Annotated in this window: 13 protein-coding genes and 1 pseudogene; 8 read left to right on the forward strand and 6 right to left on the reverse strand. The window is 62.9% G+C overall.

Annotation, left to right across the window (positions count from 1 at the left end; genetic code table 11):
• Together B2V21_RS08525 and dapA are read right to left on the reverse strand one after the other, a co-directional pair.
• A pseudogene (locus B2V21_RS08525) lies at positions 1-380 on the reverse strand (outer membrane protein assembly factor BamC); the annotation flags it as partial.
• 17 nt (positions 381-397) lie between these two features.
• Positions 398-1,237: a 4-hydroxy-tetrahydrodipicolinate synthase gene (dapA, locus tag B2V21_RS08530; protein WP_414708376.1), complete on the reverse strand. Its 840-nt coding sequence runs from the start codon at positions 1,235-1,237 to the stop codon at positions 398-400.
• A gap of 331 nt (positions 1,238-1,568) precedes the next feature.
• Between dapA and B2V21_RS08535 the strand changes: the two genes are divergently transcribed.
• Positions 1,569-2,129 carry a glycine cleavage system protein R gene (locus tag B2V21_RS08535; RefSeq protein WP_043184988.1) on the forward strand — a complete coding sequence of 187 codons (561 nt, stop codon included), beginning with the start codon at positions 1,569-1,571 and terminating at the stop codon, positions 2,127-2,129.
• A 10-nt stretch (positions 2,130-2,139) separates the two neighbouring features.
• Positions 2,140-2,613, forward strand: a complete 474-nt coding sequence (locus B2V21_RS08540) for a peroxiredoxin (protein ID WP_286916595.1) — start codon at positions 2,140-2,142, stop codon at positions 2,611-2,613.
• 92 nt (positions 2,614-2,705) lie between these two features.
• On the opposite strand, the gene B2V21_RS08545 is transcribed toward B2V21_RS08540, so the two are convergent.
• On the reverse strand, positions 2,706-3,776 hold the full coding sequence (locus B2V21_RS08545) for an AI-2E family transporter (protein ID WP_056843899.1): 1,071 nt from the start codon (positions 3,774-3,776) through the stop codon (positions 2,706-2,708).
• Positions 3,777-3,815: 39 nt separating this feature from the next.
• The gene (locus B2V21_RS08550) at positions 3,816-4,055 is read right to left on the reverse strand and encodes a sulfurtransferase TusA family protein (protein WP_049862331.1); all 240 of its coding nucleotides are present in this window, start codon (positions 4,053-4,055) and stop codon (positions 3,816-3,818) included.
• Between the two features lie 146 nt (positions 4,056-4,201).
• On the opposite strand from B2V21_RS08550, the gene B2V21_RS08555 reads away from it, so the two are divergent.
• From B2V21_RS08555 to B2V21_RS08565, 3 genes are all read left to right on the forward strand, one after another.
• Positions 4,202-5,635, forward strand: coding sequence for a M48 family metalloprotease (locus B2V21_RS08555; RefSeq protein WP_122743771.1), 1,434 nt, complete (start codon positions 4,202-4,204; stop codon positions 5,633-5,635).
• A 152-nt stretch (positions 5,636-5,787) separates the two neighbouring features.
• The gene (locus B2V21_RS08560; protein WP_286916596.1) at positions 5,788-8,886 is read left to right on the forward strand and encodes a transglycosylase domain-containing protein; all 3,099 of its coding nucleotides are present in this window, start codon (positions 5,788-5,790) and stop codon (positions 8,884-8,886) included.
• Positions 8,887-8,970: 84 nt separating this feature from the next.
• Entirely contained in the window at positions 8,971-9,750 is a 780-nt protein-coding gene (locus B2V21_RS08565) for a siderophore-interacting protein (protein ID WP_286916597.1), read from the forward strand.
• 30 nt (positions 9,751-9,780) lie between these two features.
• Here the strand turns inward: B2V21_RS08565 and B2V21_RS08570 are convergent, their stop codons facing one another.
• On the reverse strand, positions 9,781-10,422 hold the full coding sequence (locus B2V21_RS08570) for a Pr6Pr family membrane protein (RefSeq protein ID WP_286916598.1): 642 nt from the start codon (positions 10,420-10,422) through the stop codon (positions 9,781-9,783).
• The gene (locus tag B2V21_RS08575) at positions 10,419-10,643 is read right to left on the reverse strand and encodes a VF530 family DNA-binding protein (protein WP_049862337.1); all 225 of its coding nucleotides are present in this window, start codon (positions 10,641-10,643) and stop codon (positions 10,419-10,421) included. The genes B2V21_RS08570 and B2V21_RS08575 overlap by 4 nt, the downstream gene beginning before the upstream one ends.
• Before the next feature lie 173 nt (positions 10,644-10,816).
• On the opposite strand from B2V21_RS08575, the gene B2V21_RS08580 reads away from it, so the two are divergent.
• From B2V21_RS08580 to B2V21_RS08590, 3 genes are all read left to right on the forward strand, one after another.
• Positions 10,817-12,853, forward strand: coding sequence for a TonB-dependent receptor (locus tag B2V21_RS08580; RefSeq protein WP_286916599.1), 2,037 nt, complete (start codon positions 10,817-10,819; stop codon positions 12,851-12,853).
• Positions 12,854-13,163: 310 nt separating this feature from the next.
• Complete coding sequence (locus tag B2V21_RS08585; protein WP_286916602.1) at positions 13,164-14,471, forward strand: carbohydrate porin; 1,308 nt, start codon at positions 13,164-13,166, stop codon at positions 14,469-14,471.
• Positions 14,472-14,561: 90 nt separating this feature from the next.
• The coding region (locus B2V21_RS08590; protein ID WP_286916600.1) for a glucose/quinate/shikimate family membrane-bound PQQ-dependent dehydrogenase at positions 14,562-16,928 on the forward strand (2,367 nt) is incomplete at its 3' end.

The following is a 16,928-nucleotide window of genomic DNA, read 5'->3' on the forward strand; positions in this document are numbered from 1 at the left end:
CCGTTGTCCTCGAAGAACTGGTGCGCGATCGGCCAGACTTCGGCAGGCGCGCGCTGGGCCAGGATCCAGCGGTTTTCACCGCTGCGCTGCAGCGAGAAGTCGCTGGCCTGGGCCGCCACCTGCAAGGGCAGTGGACGCGGTACTTCGAATTCGGATGCCTTGGCGTTGTCGTCGGCGACGTTGCGCGGGATCGGCAGCAGCGGATCCAGACGCTTGTCGGTTTGCACGCCGGGCGGCAGTTGCATCGGGGCGGTTTGGGTCGCCTCGAGGTAATCATTGCCACGATCGCGGAAATAACCGTTTTCGCCCCAGAGCCACCCGCAACCGCTGGTGCTCGAAATGACCAAGGCAAGGGCAGAAAGGCCAGCCAATCGCTTCATGCGTCTTACTTCCTCAATTAAACCAGGACGCCGGACTGGCGCAGGGCCTGCCGCAGCGGTTCATGACAGGTGGCGCTCAACCAGGTGAGCGGCAGGCGAATGCCTTCGGGCATCAAGCCCATTTCGTGCAACGCCCATTTGACCGGAATCGGGTTGGCTTCCAGGAACAGGTTCTTGTGCAGCGGCATCAGCTTGTCGTTGATGGCGCGGGCCAGTTCCGCCTCGCCGTTCAACGCCGCGTTGCACAGGTCGGCCATGGCGCGCGGGGCGACGTTGGCAGTGACCGAAATATTGCCCTTGCCGCCCAGCAGGATCAGCTCGACGGCCGTGGGATCGTCACCGGACAGCACGAGGAAATCGCTGTCGACACGGCTGATGATGTCCTTGGCGCGCTCGAGGTTGCCGGTGGCTTCCTTGATGCCGATGATGTTCGGCACCTTGGACAGCCGCACGACGGTGTCGGCCAGCATGTCGCAGGCGGTGCGGCCGGGAACGTTGTAGAGGATCTGCGGGATGTCGACGGTTTCGGCGACGTGCTTGAAGTGCTGGTACAAGCCTTCCTGGGTCGGCTTGTTGTAGTACGGGGTCACCAGCAGGCAGGCGTCGGCGCCGGCGCCCTTGGCATTGCGGGTCAGCTCGACGGCCTCGCGGGTGGAATTGGCACCGGTGCCGGCGATGACCGGGATACGCCCGTTCACCTGCTTGACCACGTGCTCGATGACCTTGATGTGCTCTTCGTAATCAAGGGTCGCCGACTCGCCGGTGGTGCCGACGGCGACGATGGCATGGGTGCCCTCCTGCAGATGGAAGTCCACCAGCTTGCTCAGGCTGTNNGCCACCATACTGCCCGCAATCATGCAACCGCTCCTGCCGGAAAAAGAGAGCGGTAATGGTACTGGCGCCAACCACCTTGCACAAGCGAAGTACCACGCCGCGAGCATTCCCCTTCGCGCCGCTTTTCTATACCCTTTCAGACTTTGATCGGCAGGGGTTGCCTTTCTTGCCTGGTCATCGCCTGCCGTAACGGCGCTTCGAACCCCGTCCCTGAGCCTTGTCACCTGGTGTCACCCCGTATCTGCGGGCGTTGCCGGGCAGTCAGCGCAGGTTCGCACGAGGTACGGCGCAGGCCTTGAACCAGTCATCCGGCCCCTTGAAGCTGCCGACCGCTCATCGCTTTAGGAATGCTGCATGTCCACCCCCACAGTTCGCGAACAATTCCTCGTCATCAGCGCCCTGGGCCGCAACCCCATGGAACTGACCAATGTACTGTGCCGCGCGGCCCACGACGCCCGCTGCTCGGTGTCCACCTCGCGCCTGACCCGTCATGGCGAATACAGCGCCCTGGTTCTGCAGGTATCGGGTAACTGGGACGCCCTGGCGCGCCTGGAAACCGGCTTGAGCTCGCTGGCTAAGAAGCACGACTTCACCGTCAGCCTGGTGCGCAGCGCCACTCTGGACAGCCGCCCGCAGGCGCTGCCTTACGTGGCCTATGTCAGTTCGGCGTATCGTTCCGACATCATCAACGAGCTGTGCCAGTTCTTCATCGACCACAACGTCGAGCTCGAGAACCTGACCTGCGACACCTACCAAGCGCCGCAGACCGGTGGCACCATGCTCAATGCCACGTTCACCGTGACGCTGCCTGCCGGTGTGCAGATCAGCTGGTTGCGCGACCAGTTCCTGGACTTCGCCGATGCGCTGAACCTGGATGCGCTGATCGAACCCTGGCGTCCACAGAACCCCATGTAAGGATTGACCGATGGCTGTCGCTCTCAATGAACCTGTTGCCGATTTCCAAGCCCAGGCCACTGGCGGCCAGACCGTTAGCCTGAGCGAGCTCAAGGGCCGCCAGGTGGTGGTCTATTTCTACCCCAAGGACAGCACGCCGGGCTGCACCACTCAGGGCCAGGACTTCCGCGACCTGCTCGAGCAGTTCAAGGCCGCCGACACCGAGGTGTTCGGTGTGTCGCGCGACGGGCTCAAGTCCCACGAGAACTTCAAGGCCAAGCAGGGCTTCACCTTCGAGCTGATCAGCGACAAGGACGAGGCGCTGTGCCAGCTGTTCGATGTGATCAAGCTGAAGAAGCTGTATGGCAAGGAGTACCTGGGCGTGGACCGCAGCACCTTCCTGATCGATCGGAACGGTGTGCTGCGCCAGGAATGGCGTGGGGTGAAGGTGCCGGGGCATGTGCAGAGTGTGCTGGAAGCGGCACAGGCATTGAGCAAGGGTTGAGAAAGGCTTGGGCTTTTCGCGGCCGCTGACCGCTCCTACAGACAGGATCACCTGTGGGAGCGGGCTCTGCCCGCGAAGCCCGCACCGCGGTCTCAGAGCATCGGCGCGACGGTAGGCTCCTGCCTTGGCCAGGCATCCAGCACGGCCTTGAACAGGGTCGCCAGGGGAATGGCGAAGAAGATGCCCCAGAATCCCCACAACCCGCCGAACAACAGCACCGCACAGATGATCGCCACCGGGTGCAGATTCACCGCCTCGGAGAACAGCAAGGGCACCAGCACGTTGCCATCCAGGGTCTGGATGATGCCGTACACCACCATCAGGTAGATGAACTGGTCACCCCAGCCCCACTGGAACAGCGCGATCAGCGTGACCGGGACCGTCACCACCACCGCCCCCACGTAGGGCACCACCACCGACAACCCCACCAGCAGTGCCAGCAGAGCGGCGTAGTTCAGCCCAAGTGCGACGAAGGCGATGTAGGTCACCACGCCGCAGATGAAGATCTCGATGACCTTGCCGCGGATGTAGTTGGCGATCTGCCGGTTCATTTCCTGCGCCACGCGAGTCAGCAGCGCACGCTCGCGCGGCAGGTAGCCGCTGACCCAGCGGCCGATCATCACCCGGTCCTTGAGGAAGAAGAACACCAGGATGGGCACCAGTACGAAATAGATCATGACGTTGACCAGCAGAGGCAGGCTGGACAGGGAAAAAGTCAGTGCCCACTGGCCGAATTTGCCGATCTCGCCGCGGGCCGCTTCGATGGCCTGCAATACCTGCTCGTCGCTGACCAGGTGCGGATAGCGCTCGGGCAGTAGCAACAACAACGACTGCCATTTGCCGAGCATGCCGGGCAGCTCGTTGAACAGGGTGATCACCTGGTGCCAGAGCAGCGGCACGAGCACCAGCATGAACAGCGCCAGCGCGCCCATGAACAGCGCGAATACCGCTCCAACGGCCACGCCGGAGGGCACCCGCAGGCGCTCCAGAATGTTGACCAGGCCTTGCATGAGGAACGCCAGCACCATCCCCGCCAGCACGGGTGCCAGCATCCCGCCCAAGGTCAGAACGGCGGTGAACGCCAGCACCAGCAGCACCGCCAGAATGACGGCCTCCTCATCGGAAAAGTAACGCTGGATCCAGTCGCGTAGCACTTTGAACATTGAAATTCCCTTGAATGACCCAGCTACCAGGGTGGTGGCTCAGGCCTTGCGCAACCAATACGAGTAGACCCCGTCCAGCGCCTTTTCGTGTAACAGCGCATGACCTGCCAAGGTGGCAAACGAACGGAAGTCGCGCTGCGAGCCGGCGTCGGTGGCGATCACCTTCAGTACCGTACCACTGGCCATGCGGTTGAGTTCCAGCTTGGCCTTGAGCAATGGCAACGGGCAATTAAGACCGCTGGTGTCCAGCTCGACGTCACATTCGGGCACATCGTTCATCGATATCTTCTCCAGCCAAAGGGTGCCGTGGCGCTGCGGTGAATCCCGGCAGACTGCGGCGCGACAGAATAACCCAAGGTTGCCGCCTCTGGTGGTCGCCGAATGGGGCGGCTACAGTAGGGCCTTTCATCTGCCGAGCTCAGTGCATGCCCTTTCTGCGCCCTACCCTGCTGACCCTCGCCTGCCTGCTGGCGCTACCCGGCCACGCCAGCGACCTGCCCTCGCTTGGCGACGCCAGCTCGGCGATCGTCTCGCCCCAGCAGGAGCATCAATTGGGTCGTGCCTGGCTGAGCCTGTTGCGCGGCCAGGTCAAGCAGCTCAATGACCCGTTGCTCAAGGACTTCGTCGAGACCAGCGTGTATCGCCTCTCCGAGACCAGCCAACTGAACGATCGGCGCCTGGAATTCATCTTGATCGACAGCAAGGAGCTCAACGCCTTTGCGGCGCCGGGGGGCATCGTCGGGGTCAACGGCGGGCTGTTCTTCAATGCCGAAACCGAGGGCGAGTACATCGGCGTGCTGGCCCACGAACTGGCGCACTTGTCGCAACGCCACTTCGCCCGAGGCGTCGAGGCTCAGCAGCGCATGCAATTGCCGATGATGGCGGCGTTGCTGGCCGGTATCGTGATTGCCGCCTCGGGTGCCGGGGATGCCGGCATCGCGGCGATTGCCGGCAGCCAGGCGGCGGCGATTCAGGAGCAGCGGCGCTTCTCTCGGCAGAACGAGCAGGAGGCCGACCGCATCGGCATCATCAACATGGAAAAGGCCGGGTACGACCCGCGCAACATGCCGACCATGTTTGAACGGCTGATGCGCCAGTACCGTTTCGATGCCCGGCCGCCGGAATTCCTCCTGACCCACCCGGTCAGCGAATCGCGTATCGCCGACACCCGCAACCGCGCCGAGCAGGCCGCCCCAGGGGGCAAGGAAGACAGCCTGTGGTATCAGTTGATGCGCGCCCGAGTACAACTGTACTACGAGGAAACGCCGGGGCTGGCAGCCAAGCGTTTTCGCGCGCAACTGGATGACAACCCCAACGCGCTGCCTGCGCGCTACGGTCTGGCATTGGCCCAGATCAAGGCCGGGCAACTGAACGAGGCGCGTGAAAATCTCAAGCTGCTGTTGGCCAAGCAGCCGGACGACATCACCGTCAACCTGGCGCAGGTCGACCTGGACATTACCAACAACCGCATTCCCGACGCCCAACAGCGCATCGACCGGCTGCTGACGCAGTACCCGGGCAACTACCCGATCAACCAGAAGCGGGTCGATGTGCTGCTCAAGCAGAATCGCATGGCCGATGCAGAGAAAGCGCTGGAAAACCTGCTCAAGACCCGTTCAGACGACCCGGACGTGTGGTACCTGGTGGCTGAAACCCGCGGGCAGAATGGCAATATCATCGGCCTGCATCAGGCGCGCGCCGAGTTTTTTGCACTGGTCGGCGAGTTCGACCAGGCCATCCAGCAACTGGACCTGGCCAAGCGCCGAGCTGCGGACAACTTCCAGCTCGCTTCGCGCATCGACGCACGGCAGCGGGAGCTGATGGAGCAGGACCGGCTGGTCAAGGACATGCTGCGCTGAATACCCCTGCGGGCCTGCCCGGGCCCGCTTGTTCACGCAAAACCTTCTCACACGATTCGATACATTGGTTTTCACATTTTTTTCACGCGACCGCTCTAGCGTCTAGACTTGCTCCAGGTGCGATGAATTTTCCGTGACCGGTGTGAATATCTATGGGCGTCCTGTGGCAAACCGAACCTGACAAGACTGCAGCCAACGCTACCAATCCTGATCCGTCGCCATTGCCAGATAGCCCACGTCAACGTCACCTGTGGCGGCGTCTGTTCTGGCTGTTGGTAGTGATCACGATCGCCGCGCTGGCGTACGCGATGTATGCCGAGATGCGCACCTCGCGGCTGCAGGCGCGCGAGTTCAGTCGCTGGGCGAACTCGCTGACCTATGAGGTGCAACCGGGACCGAGCCAGGCCATCGTCTACCCGGGCGCCGGCCCGTTCGACAAGCGTCTGGGCTACAGCGCGCTGGGCGACTTCCTGCCGCGCCTGCTCAAGCGCAACTATGTGATCGAACGGCAGACCCAGTTCTCGCCAGCCTTGATGAGCTACGCCGGGCACGACCTGTTCGTGCCCTACCAGGAAAAATCCCAGGCCGGGCTGGTGATCACCGATTGCCGGGGCGATCCGTTGTACCTGTATCGCTACCCGCAGCAGCTCTACACCGAATTCGCCCAGATACCACCGGTGATGGTCGACAGCCTGCTGTTCGTCGAAAACCGCGGCCTGCTCGACAGTCCCGAACCGCTGCTCAACCCGGCTGTGGATTGGCCGCGCTTCGCCAAGGCGGCCTGGTCGCAAGTGGCGCGGATGTTCGCGCTGCCTGGGCAGTCGGCCGGTGGCAGTACCCTCGCCACGCAATTGGAAAAGTACCGCCATTCGCCCGACGGCCTGACCGGCTCGGGGCCGGAGAAGATCCGTCAGATGATTTCGGCCAGTGTGCGGGCCTATCAAGGCGGTCCGCAGACGCTGGAAGCGCGTCAGCGCATCGTGCGCGACTACCTCAACAGCGTGCCGCTGTCGGCGGTGCCCGGCCACGGTGAGGTACATGGCATGGCCGAAGGCCTACGGGTCTGGTACGGCGCCGATTTCGAGCAGGTCAACCGCGCGCTTGCCAGCACCACCACCGACCCTGCCAGCGAGGCCGCGCGCGGCCTGGCCCTGCGTCAGGTGCTGTCGCTGATGATCGCCCAGCGTCGGCCGTCGTACTTTCTCAACAAGGGCCATGACGACCTCGCCGAGCTGACCGACAGTCACATTCGCCTGCTCGCCGCCAATGGCATCGTCGATCCGACCCTGGCAGCCGCCGCGCTTGCCAGCCAGGTCATCTACCGCGACTGGGTGCAGGAGCCGACCTGGCAACCCAACGAGTCGAACAAGGGCATCAGCGTGGTACGCAATCGCCTATCGTCCATGCTCGACCGGCCGCTGTACGACCTCGACCGTCTGGATCTTTCAGCCACCACGACCCTCAATGCCGACCTGCAGAAACAGGCCAGCGACTACCTGCGCCAACTCGCCGACCCGGCCTTCGCCCAGCAGATCGGCCTGATCGGCGAGCGCCTGCTGACCCCGGCGAGCACCCGTGAAGTGAGCTACAGCTTCACCCTCTTCGAGCGCACGGCTGACGGCTCGCGCGTGCGGGTACAGACCGACAACACCGACCAGCCATTCGACATCAACGAAGGCAGCAAGCTGGAGCTGGGCTCGACCGCCAAAATGCGCGTGCTGACCACCTACCTGGAGATCATCCACGAACTGCATGAACGCTATGCCGGGCAGACGCCTGCGCAACTGCGCCAGGTGAAGATCGAGGACGCCGATCGGCTGTCGCGCTGGGTGCTCGATACCCTGATCCAGAACCCGGGCATGGACGCACGGACGCTGCTCGCCGCAGCCCTGGAGCGCAAGTATTCGGCAAGCCCGGCCGAAAGCTTCTTCACCGGCGGCGGGATTCATACTTTCGGCAACTTTCGCCGCGAGGACAACGGCCGTATTCCCACGCTCAAGGAAGCGCTGCAGGAGTCCATCAACCTGCCCTTCATTCGCCTGATGCGCGACCTGGTGCGCTACAGCACCTACTCGGCCCCGGGCAACAGCGGCCAGTTGCTCAAGGACGATGACGATCCGCGTCGGCAGGAATACCTGGCACGCTTCGCCGACCGCGAAGGCACCGAATTCCTCAAGCGGTTCTGGAAGAAGTACCAGCGCAAGACCACCGAGCAACGCCTGGAAACCTTTCTCGACGGCATGCGCCCGACCCCGCAGCGCCTGGCCGCCGTGCACCGCTACCTCTACCCCAACGCGACGCAGGCACCCTTCGATCGCTTCGTGCGCGAGCACAGCAAGAGCGACAGCGTCACCGATAAGCGCCTGAACGAGATGTACGTCAGTTATGGCCCTGGCCGCTACAACCTGCCGGACCAAGGCTATATCGCCAAAGTCCATCCATTGGACCTGTGGCTGTTGGGCTACCTGCTCAATCACCCGGAGGCGACTTTCGGCGAAGCAAGTGCGGCCAGCCGCTTCGAGCGTCAGGAAGTCTACGGCTGGCTGTTCAACAGCCGCCACAAGCGCGCCCGCGACAACCGTATCCGCACCATGCTGGAGATCGAAGCCTTTACCGATATTCACCAGCGCTGGCAGCGCGTGGGCTATCCGTTCGATCATCTGGTGCCCTCGCTGGCAACCGCCATCGGCAGTTCGGGTGACCGTCCTGCAGCGTTGGCCGAGTTGATCGGCATCATTCAGAACGACGGCATCAAGCTGCCCACCGTGCGCATCGACACCCTGCATTTCGCCGCCGACACCCCCTATGACACACGGGTGATCAGTGACCCGGACCGGGGCAAGCGGGTCCTGCCTGCCGAGGTCGCGGCGGCCATGCGCGAAGCCCTGTCGCAGGTGGTGGACGCCGGCACTGCGCGGCGCGTATCCGGCAGTTTCAAGACCGATGACGGCACTGCGCTGGTGATGGGTGGCAAGACCGGCACCGGTGACAACCGCATCGCAAGCTTCGGCGCCGGAGGCCGGGTGATCAGCTCCAAGGCGATCAACCGTACCGCGACCTTCGTGTTCTTCATCGGCGAAAACCATTTCGGCACCCTGACCGCCTTCGTACCGGGCAAGGCCGCCGAGGGCTTTCGCTTCACCTCGGCGCTGCCGGTGCAGGTGCTCAAGGGCATGGCGCCGATCCTGACGCCCTACCTGCAGCCGGGGGCTCATACACAGTGCCATGCGCCCTTGCAGGCGGCGCGTTGAACGGGGCTGCGAATTCATCGACTCGCGTGTGGCCGCGTAATAAGCTATATCGATAGCCCCCTATCGGCCCAGGAGCCCCTCGCAATGAAGGCAGAAAATCCGTTCGGTATTCAGCGCGTCATGCACGAGATCAAACGTCGCCGCCTGCAGGTGCTGCGCGTGGCGCAACTGACCCCGCGCATGCGCCGCATCACCCTTGGCGGTCCGGAGCTGGCCGGTTTCGTCAGCGAAGGCTGCGATGACCACATCAAGCTGATGTTCGCCACCACCCCGGAGCAGCAGGCGGCGCTCGACACCATGGTACTCGGGGCGCCCACGCCCGAAGGCGCCAAGCCCGAGATGCGCGACTACACCCCGCGACGCATCGACCTTGCGGCTGGCGAGCTGGACATCGACTTCGTCCTGCATGGCGACGGTCCCGCGGCCACCTGGGCAGCCCAGGCCGAGCCAGGGCAATTCCTGCACATCGGCGGCCCCCGCAGTTCGATGCACGTACCGGATGTGTTCGATGCCTACCTGTTGATCGGCGACGAAACCGCCATCCCGGCCATGGCTCGACGCCTGGAAGATCTGCCGGGCAACCGCCGCGCGCTCTTGGTCATCGAAGTGGAGAACGCTCAGGAGCAGCAGTCGTTCGACAGCGCGGCGGCCTTCGACGTGATCTGGGTCGACCGGCACCAGGGCGACCTGCTGCAGACCGTCAAGGACCTGCGCCTGCCCGACGGCGTGGTCTATGGCTGGATCGCGACCGAGGCTGGGCTGTCACGCAAGTTGCGGCGCGTGCTGCTGGACGACCACAAGCTGAGCGAGGAGCAGATCAAGGCCGCCGGCTACTGGCGTCATGAGGGCGACGACAGCGAGTGAGGCTGTCGCCAGGGGTACTCGCGCGGGCGCCTAGCGCGCGCCAGCGCGTCCCCAGCAGCGGTCTATCACCAGCACCAGCGCGGAGCAGCCAATGAAGGCCTGCAGCACTCCCAGTGCGTTCAGCCATACCTGGCCCATGCCCAGTTTCGAGACGTCCAGAAACGGATAGGGATACACGCCGATGCTGTGCCCACGCAGCAACATGTAGGCGAAGTAGACCACAGGGTAGATCGCCCAGGCCGCCACGTGCCGCAGGTGCAGCGTGCCTTTTGGCACGCAACACGCCCAATACACCACGAACGCCACGGGCAGCACATCGTGTAGCAACTCGTTGGCCAGCCATTGCCAGCCCTCGGGCTGCCACAGGTTGCGCAGCAACAGGCTATAGGCGACACCCACCACCACGATGCTGACCAGTACCCCGCTGCTCACCGCTGGTCGCAGGCAGAGCCGACGCCACATCGAGTCGCCCCTCGACACGTGGGCAGTCAATACACCGGCCACGGCGGTATTGGTGAGGATGGTGAAGAAGCTGAAGAAATGCACCAGCCCCCCGAGCAGACTCGCTTCGATCTGCCAGCGCGACCACAGCACCAGGTACAACTGCAACGCCAGGGCGAACCAGGTGGCGGCCGCCGCGAGCGCGACCAGAGGGCGTTCGGCCCGGATCAACGCTTGCCGCGCTGCAATTGCACGTACAGCCGCTCGACCTTTTCCCGCGCCCAAGGCGTCTTGCGCAGGAAGGTCAGGCTCGACTTGATGCTCGGATCGCTCTTGAAGCAGCGGATGTCGACACGCTGCGCCAACCCTTCCCATTGGTAATGCGCCACCAGCGCATTGAGGATCTGCTCCAGCGTCACGCCGTGCAGGGGGTTGTGTGTGGGTTCATGCATGCCAGGCTCCAGGAACGGCGGGGCAGAAGGTGCGCACCTTAACCAACGGGCAAGATGTCGGGAAGCGTTAATTGCAGGGGCGCCCCGCCCCTTTGCTGGAAAAAGGCTGGCGGATGCAATTATTAATGTTATGTTATAACGCTAACATTTTGTAACACCTCAAGGACTCGAAGATGTTTGCCGTCACCACCCGCCCCTCTTTCAAAGGGCTGACGCCCCTGGCCGCCGCATTGCTCATCGCCTCACCGGCCTATGCCCTGGATCTGCAACCCCAAGTCATCACCGCCAATCCGTTGGGCAACGCGCAATTGGCTTCGCCCACCACCGCGCTGAAAGGCGATCGCCTGACGCTGGCACAGAAAGGCAGCCTGGGCGAAACACTGAACAACCAGCCAGGCGTGTCGTCTTCCTACTTCGGCCCCGGTGCGAGCCGTCCAATCATTCGCGGGCTGGATGGCGACCGCATTCGCATTCTGCGCAACGGGGTCGGCGCGCTCGATGCCTCGTCGCTGTCGTATGACCATGCGGTCCCCCTGGACCCCGTCAATACCGACCGCATCGAGATCGTTCGTGGCCCGGCCGCTCTGCTGTATGGCGGCAATGCCATTGGCGGAGTCGTCAACAGCTTCGATAACCGCATTCCAACCGAGGCGATCGAAGGCATCCAAGGTGCCGGTGAACTGCGCTACGGCGGAGCCGACATAACCCGTAGCAGCGCTGGCAAGCTGGAGGCCGGCAACGGTACCTTCGCTCTGCATCTGGACGCCAGCGCACGTGAATTCAACGACCTGCGCATTCCTGGCTACGCCCATAGCAGCCGTCAACGCGCCAGCGAAGACACCGACGAGAACGGTGGCAAGCACCGGCTCGACAACAGTGATGGACGTCAGGACGGCGGAGCAGTGGGCGGTTCCTACACCTGGGACCACGGTTATGCCGGGCTTTCCTACAGCAATTACGACTCCAATTACGGCTCGCCGGCGGAAGACGACGTGCGCATCCGCATGCAGCAGGATCACTATGCATTCGCTTCGGAAATCCGCGACCTGGAAGGACCGATCAGCTCGGTGAAACTGAATGCCGGCTATACCGACTACGAACACCGCGAGATCGAAGGCGGTGAAGTCGGTACCACGTTCAAGAACGAGGGTTACGAAGCCAGGATCGAAGCCCGCCACCGGCCAATCGGTCCACTGGAAGGGGTGATCGGCGCTCAGGTCAACCGCAGCCAGTTCCAGGCGCTGGGCGAAGAAGCGTTCGTGCCCAAGACCGACACTGACGCCCTGGCGCTGTTCGTGCTGGAAGACTGGCAGGCCACCGAGCGTTTGAAACTGAGCCTGGGCGGTCGTCTGGAGCATACCCGGGTCGACCCGGACGCTGCCGGGAACGAGCGCTTCCTGACAGCGGACAATGCCAGCAGCTTCACTGCCGGGAGCCTTTCGACAGGCGCGGTGTACACCTTGACGCCCGTCTGGTCGCTGGCCGCGACCTTGGGCTACACCGAACGGGCTCCGACCTTCTATGAGCTGTATGCCAACGGCGCGCATGTGGCCACTGGCACCTACGAGGTAGGTGATGCTGGGCTGAGCAAGGAGAAGGCAGTGTCGAGCGATCTGGCGCTGCGTTTCGACAACGGTACCCACAAAGGCAGCGTGGGCGTGTTTTATAGCCATTTCTCCAACTACATCGGACTGCTGGGCACCGGCCGCACGCTTGACGATGAAGGTGAAGAAGACGTCGACGGCATCCCCGAGTACACCTATTCCGGCGTGCGTGCACGTTTCAGCGGCATCGAGGCACAGGATCGCTGGACCTTGGCACAAAATGCCTACGGCAACTGGGCGTTGGAGCTGTCGGGCGATTACACCCGTGCGAAGAACCTGGACACCGGCGAAGACTTGCCACGTATCGCCCCGCTTCGCTTGAACAGCGGGCTGCTATGGGAAAAGGATCGCTGGCAGGCGCGGCTGGACGTCGAACACGCCAGCGCGCAGCACAAGGTGCCGGATAACGAAAGTACCACACGCGGATACACCACCTTGGGTGCCAGCGCTGGTTATCGCTTCGACATCGGGGGCAGCCAGTGGCTGGCGTTCGTCAAGGGCGAGAATCTCACTGACCAGACCGTGCGCTACGCCAGTTCGATCCTGCGCGATATCGCGCCGGCCCAGGGCCGCAGTGTGCAAGTGGGACTGCGTACAACCTTTTGACCGCTTTACACGCCGCTGCCGTCGTGCCCATTTCCGGCCGACTGCAGCGGATCGATTCCAACGCCGCCTGGCCCAGGCCCTGCGGCAGAGCGTCACACTGTTGCAGTTTCGGCAACTAACCCTCTTCCAAACCCGGCTTTAAAACCGCGTGCTCGATCTATATCCTCCCGCCGCAACAAACTGAAACGTTTAACTTTCGAAAAATAACGAAGCGCTTCTCGAACAGCTTCGGACTTACCAGAAGAACTCTTTTCCAATGCCTTCAACTGCCCTTTCACGCCCTCGGGCGTTTTTGCCGTTCACCGCTTTAATGGCCATGAGTACCCTGAGCGCCGCCCCGGACGCCTTGGCCACGCCCGCGTTCGATGCCCAGTCACCTTTCATGTTCGGCGATTGGAACGGCACCCGCGGCGACCTGTCCGCCAAAGGTTACGACTTCAAGCTCGACTACACCGGCGAAGTCGGCAGCAACCTGCACGGCGGCTATGACCATGACCACGCCACACGCTACAGCGACCAGTTCGCACTGGGCGTGCACATGGACCTGGCGAAGATCCTCGGTTGGAACGACGCCGAGTTTCAGCTCACGTTGACCGATCGCAACGGCGACAACATCAGCAATGACCGGATCAACGATCCGCGTGTCGGCGGTTTCACTTCGGCTCAGGAAGTCTGGGGGCGTGGCAACATCACGCGCATTACCCAACTGTGGTACCAGCAGAAGTTCTTCGACCAGCGCCTGGACATCAAGGCCGGTCGCTTCGGTGAAGGCGAAGAGTTCAACAGCTTCCCGTGCGACTTCCAGAACCTGGCGTTCTGTGGCTCGCAAGTGGGTAACTGGGTGGGCAGTGTCTGGTACAACTGGCCGGTGAGCCAGTGGGCGTTGCGCGTCAAATACAACATCACGCCCGAGCTGTACGCCCAGGTCGGCATCTTCGAGCAAAACCCTTCGAACCTGGAAAATGACAACGGCTTCAAACTCAGCGGCAGCGGTACCGAAGGCGCCATGCTGCCGGTCGAGCTGATCTGGAAGCCGACCCTCGCCGGGCTGCCGGGCGAGTACCGCGCTGGCTACTACTACAGCACGGCGGACGCGGACGATGTCTACAAGGACCGCAGCGGTCAGCCTGCCGCGATCACCGGCCAGGACTACCGCAGCGCATCCAGCCGCCACGGTTTCTGGCTGGGCGCCCAGCAGCAGTTGACCAGCGTCGCCAGCGACAACTCGCGCGGCCTGAGCGTGTTCGCCAATGCCACCCTGCACGACAAGAAAACCAACGCCATCGACAACTACGTGCAAGGCGGCATCGTCTACAAAGGCCTGTTCGATGCGCGCGCTCGCGATGACATCGGTTTTGCCGTGGCCCGCGTTCATGTCAATCCGGCCTATCGCAAGAACGCCGAGTGGCATAACCGTACCCTTGCAGTCAGCGACTACAACAATGCCGCCTACCTGCCGATCCAGGACACCGAGTACAGCGCCGAGCTCTATTACGGGGTTCACATGACCAACTGGCTGGTACTGCGACCGAACCTGCAATACATCCGTCATCCGGGCGGTGTCAGTCACATCGACGATGCACTGATCGGCGGACTGAAGATTCAGGCGTCATTCTGAAACTAAACGTGACTCGCAATATCTGTAAACAATCAAAACTTGACATTTGAATATTAAAAAACCACACGAACACAATGGAGATTCTTCACTATGAGCACTGACGGTGCACCGCGTCGGTCGCGTCTACTGCCCAATATCTTGGGTATCGTAATGCTGCTGATGGGCCTGGCCTTGCTGGCCGGCGGTATCAAACTCGCCACTCTGGGTGGCTCGCTGTACTACCTGATCGCCGGTATCGGCGTAGGCTTCACCGGCGTGTTACTGCTTCAAGGCCGTCGCTCGGCGATCGGTCTGTATGCAGCGGTACTGTTCGCCAGCACTATCTGGTCGCTGTACGAAGTAGGTCTGGACTGGTGGCAACTGGTGCCACGCCTGGCCCTGTGGTTTGCCTTGGGCGTGGTCCTGCTGCTGCCCTGGTTCCGCAAGCCACTGCTGCGCCAGCCTGCACCCAAGGCTACGGCTGCGTTGAGCATCGCCGTGGTCCTGGCCGGTCTCTGCGCACTGGCCAGCCAGTTCACCAACCCTGGTGAAATCAAGGGCGAGCTGGACCGTGAAACCGCCAACATGCCGAACACCGCGCCGGCCATGCCGGACGGCGACTGGAACTCCTATGGCCGCAGTGCCCACGGTGACCGTTACTCGCCCCTGGCACAGATCACCCCGGACAACGTCAGCAAGCTGACCCCGGCCTGGACCTACCGCACCGGCGACATCCCTGGCCCTAACGATCCGGGCGAGACCACTGCGGAGAACACTCCGCTCAAGGTCAACGGCATGCTGTACGTGTGCACGCCGCACAGCCAGGTCATCGCCCTGGACCCGGACACCGGCAAGGAAATCTGGCGTTTCGACCCGAAGATCAGCACGCAGAACGCGCCGAACTTCAAGGGCTGGGCGCACATGACCTGCCGTGGCGTGTCGTATCACGATGACGCAGCCTACGCTGCCGCCAGCCCGGTCACCGACGCCAGCGCACCTGCCGCTGCGCCGACTGCCTGCCCGAAACGCATTTTCGTGCCGACCGCCGACACCCGTCTGATCGCCCTGAACGCCGATACCGGCAAGATGTGCGAAGACTTCGGTGACAAAGGCCAGGTCGATCTGCGCGCCAACATCGGCGAGTTCGCCGCCGGCGGTTACTACTCCACTTCGCCACCGGCCGTGACCAAGAACCTGGTCGTGATCGGCGGTCACGTGACCGACAACGTGTCGGTGGACGAGCCTTCGGGCGTGATCCGCGCCTACGACGTGCACGACGGTCACCTGGTATGGAACTGGGACAGCGGCAACCCCGACGACACCACGCCGATTGCCCCTGGCCAGACCTATACCCGCAACTCGCCGAACATGTGGTCCATGTTCAGCGTCGACGAAAAAAACGGCATGCTGTACCTGCCCATGGGCAACCAGATGCCTGACCAGTGGGGCGGCAACCGTACCCCCGAGTCGGAAAAATACAGCGCTGGCCTGACCGCTTTGGACATCGACACTGGCCATGTGAAGTGGACCTACCAGTTCACCCACCACGACCTGTGGGACATGGACGTCGGCGGCCAGCCGACCTTGATGGACCTCAAGACCGCCGATGGCGTGAAGCCTGCCGTGCTGGCCTCGACCAAGCAGGGCAGCATCTACGTGCTGAACCGCCTGACCGGCGAGCCGATCGTGCCGATCCACGAAGTCCCGGTGCCACAGGGCGCAGTGGAAGGCGACCGCACCTCGCCGACCCAACCCAAGTCCGACCTCAACTTCATGCCGCCAGTGATGCAAGAGCGCGACATGTGGGGCGTGACGCCGTTCGACCAGATGCTGTGCCGGATCGACTTCAAGTCGCTGCGCTATGAAGGTCCGTTCACGCCGCCTTCGCTGCAGGGCACTCTGGTTTACCCAGGCAACTTCGGTGTGTTCGACTGGGGTGGCCTGTCGGTCGACCCAGTACGCCAGGTGGCCTTCGTCAACCCAAGCTACATGGCTTTCCGCTCCAAGCTGGTGCCTGCTGCAGAAGTGGCCGGCGGCCCTGGTCGCAAGAGCGAAACCGAAGGCGTGCAGCCGAACAAGGGCGCACCTTATGGCGTGATCCTGGAAGCGCTGCTGTCGCCGATGGGCCTGCCGTGCCAGGCTCCGGCCTGGGGCTACGTTGCGGCGGTCGACCTGACCACGCACCAGACCATCTGGAAACACAAGAACGGTACCGTGCGCGACAGCTCGCCTGTGCCGATCCCGTTGACCATGGGCGTGCCAAGCCTGGGTGGTACGTTCACCACCGCCAGCGGCCTGTCGTTCCTGAGCGGTACGCTTGACCAGTACCTGCGTGCCTACGACATCCGTAACGGCAAGCAATTGTGGGAAGGCCGCCTGCCAGCGGGCGCGCAGACCACCCCGATGACCTACACCGGCAAGGACGGTCGTCAGTATGTGGTGGTGGTTGCCGGCGGGCATGGCTCGCTGGGCACCAAG

This window comes from Pseudomonas sp. UBA6276, assembly GCF_002438365.1.
Lineage (GTDB): Bacteria > Pseudomonadota > Gammaproteobacteria > Pseudomonadales > Pseudomonadaceae > Aquipseudomonas > Aquipseudomonas coleopterorum.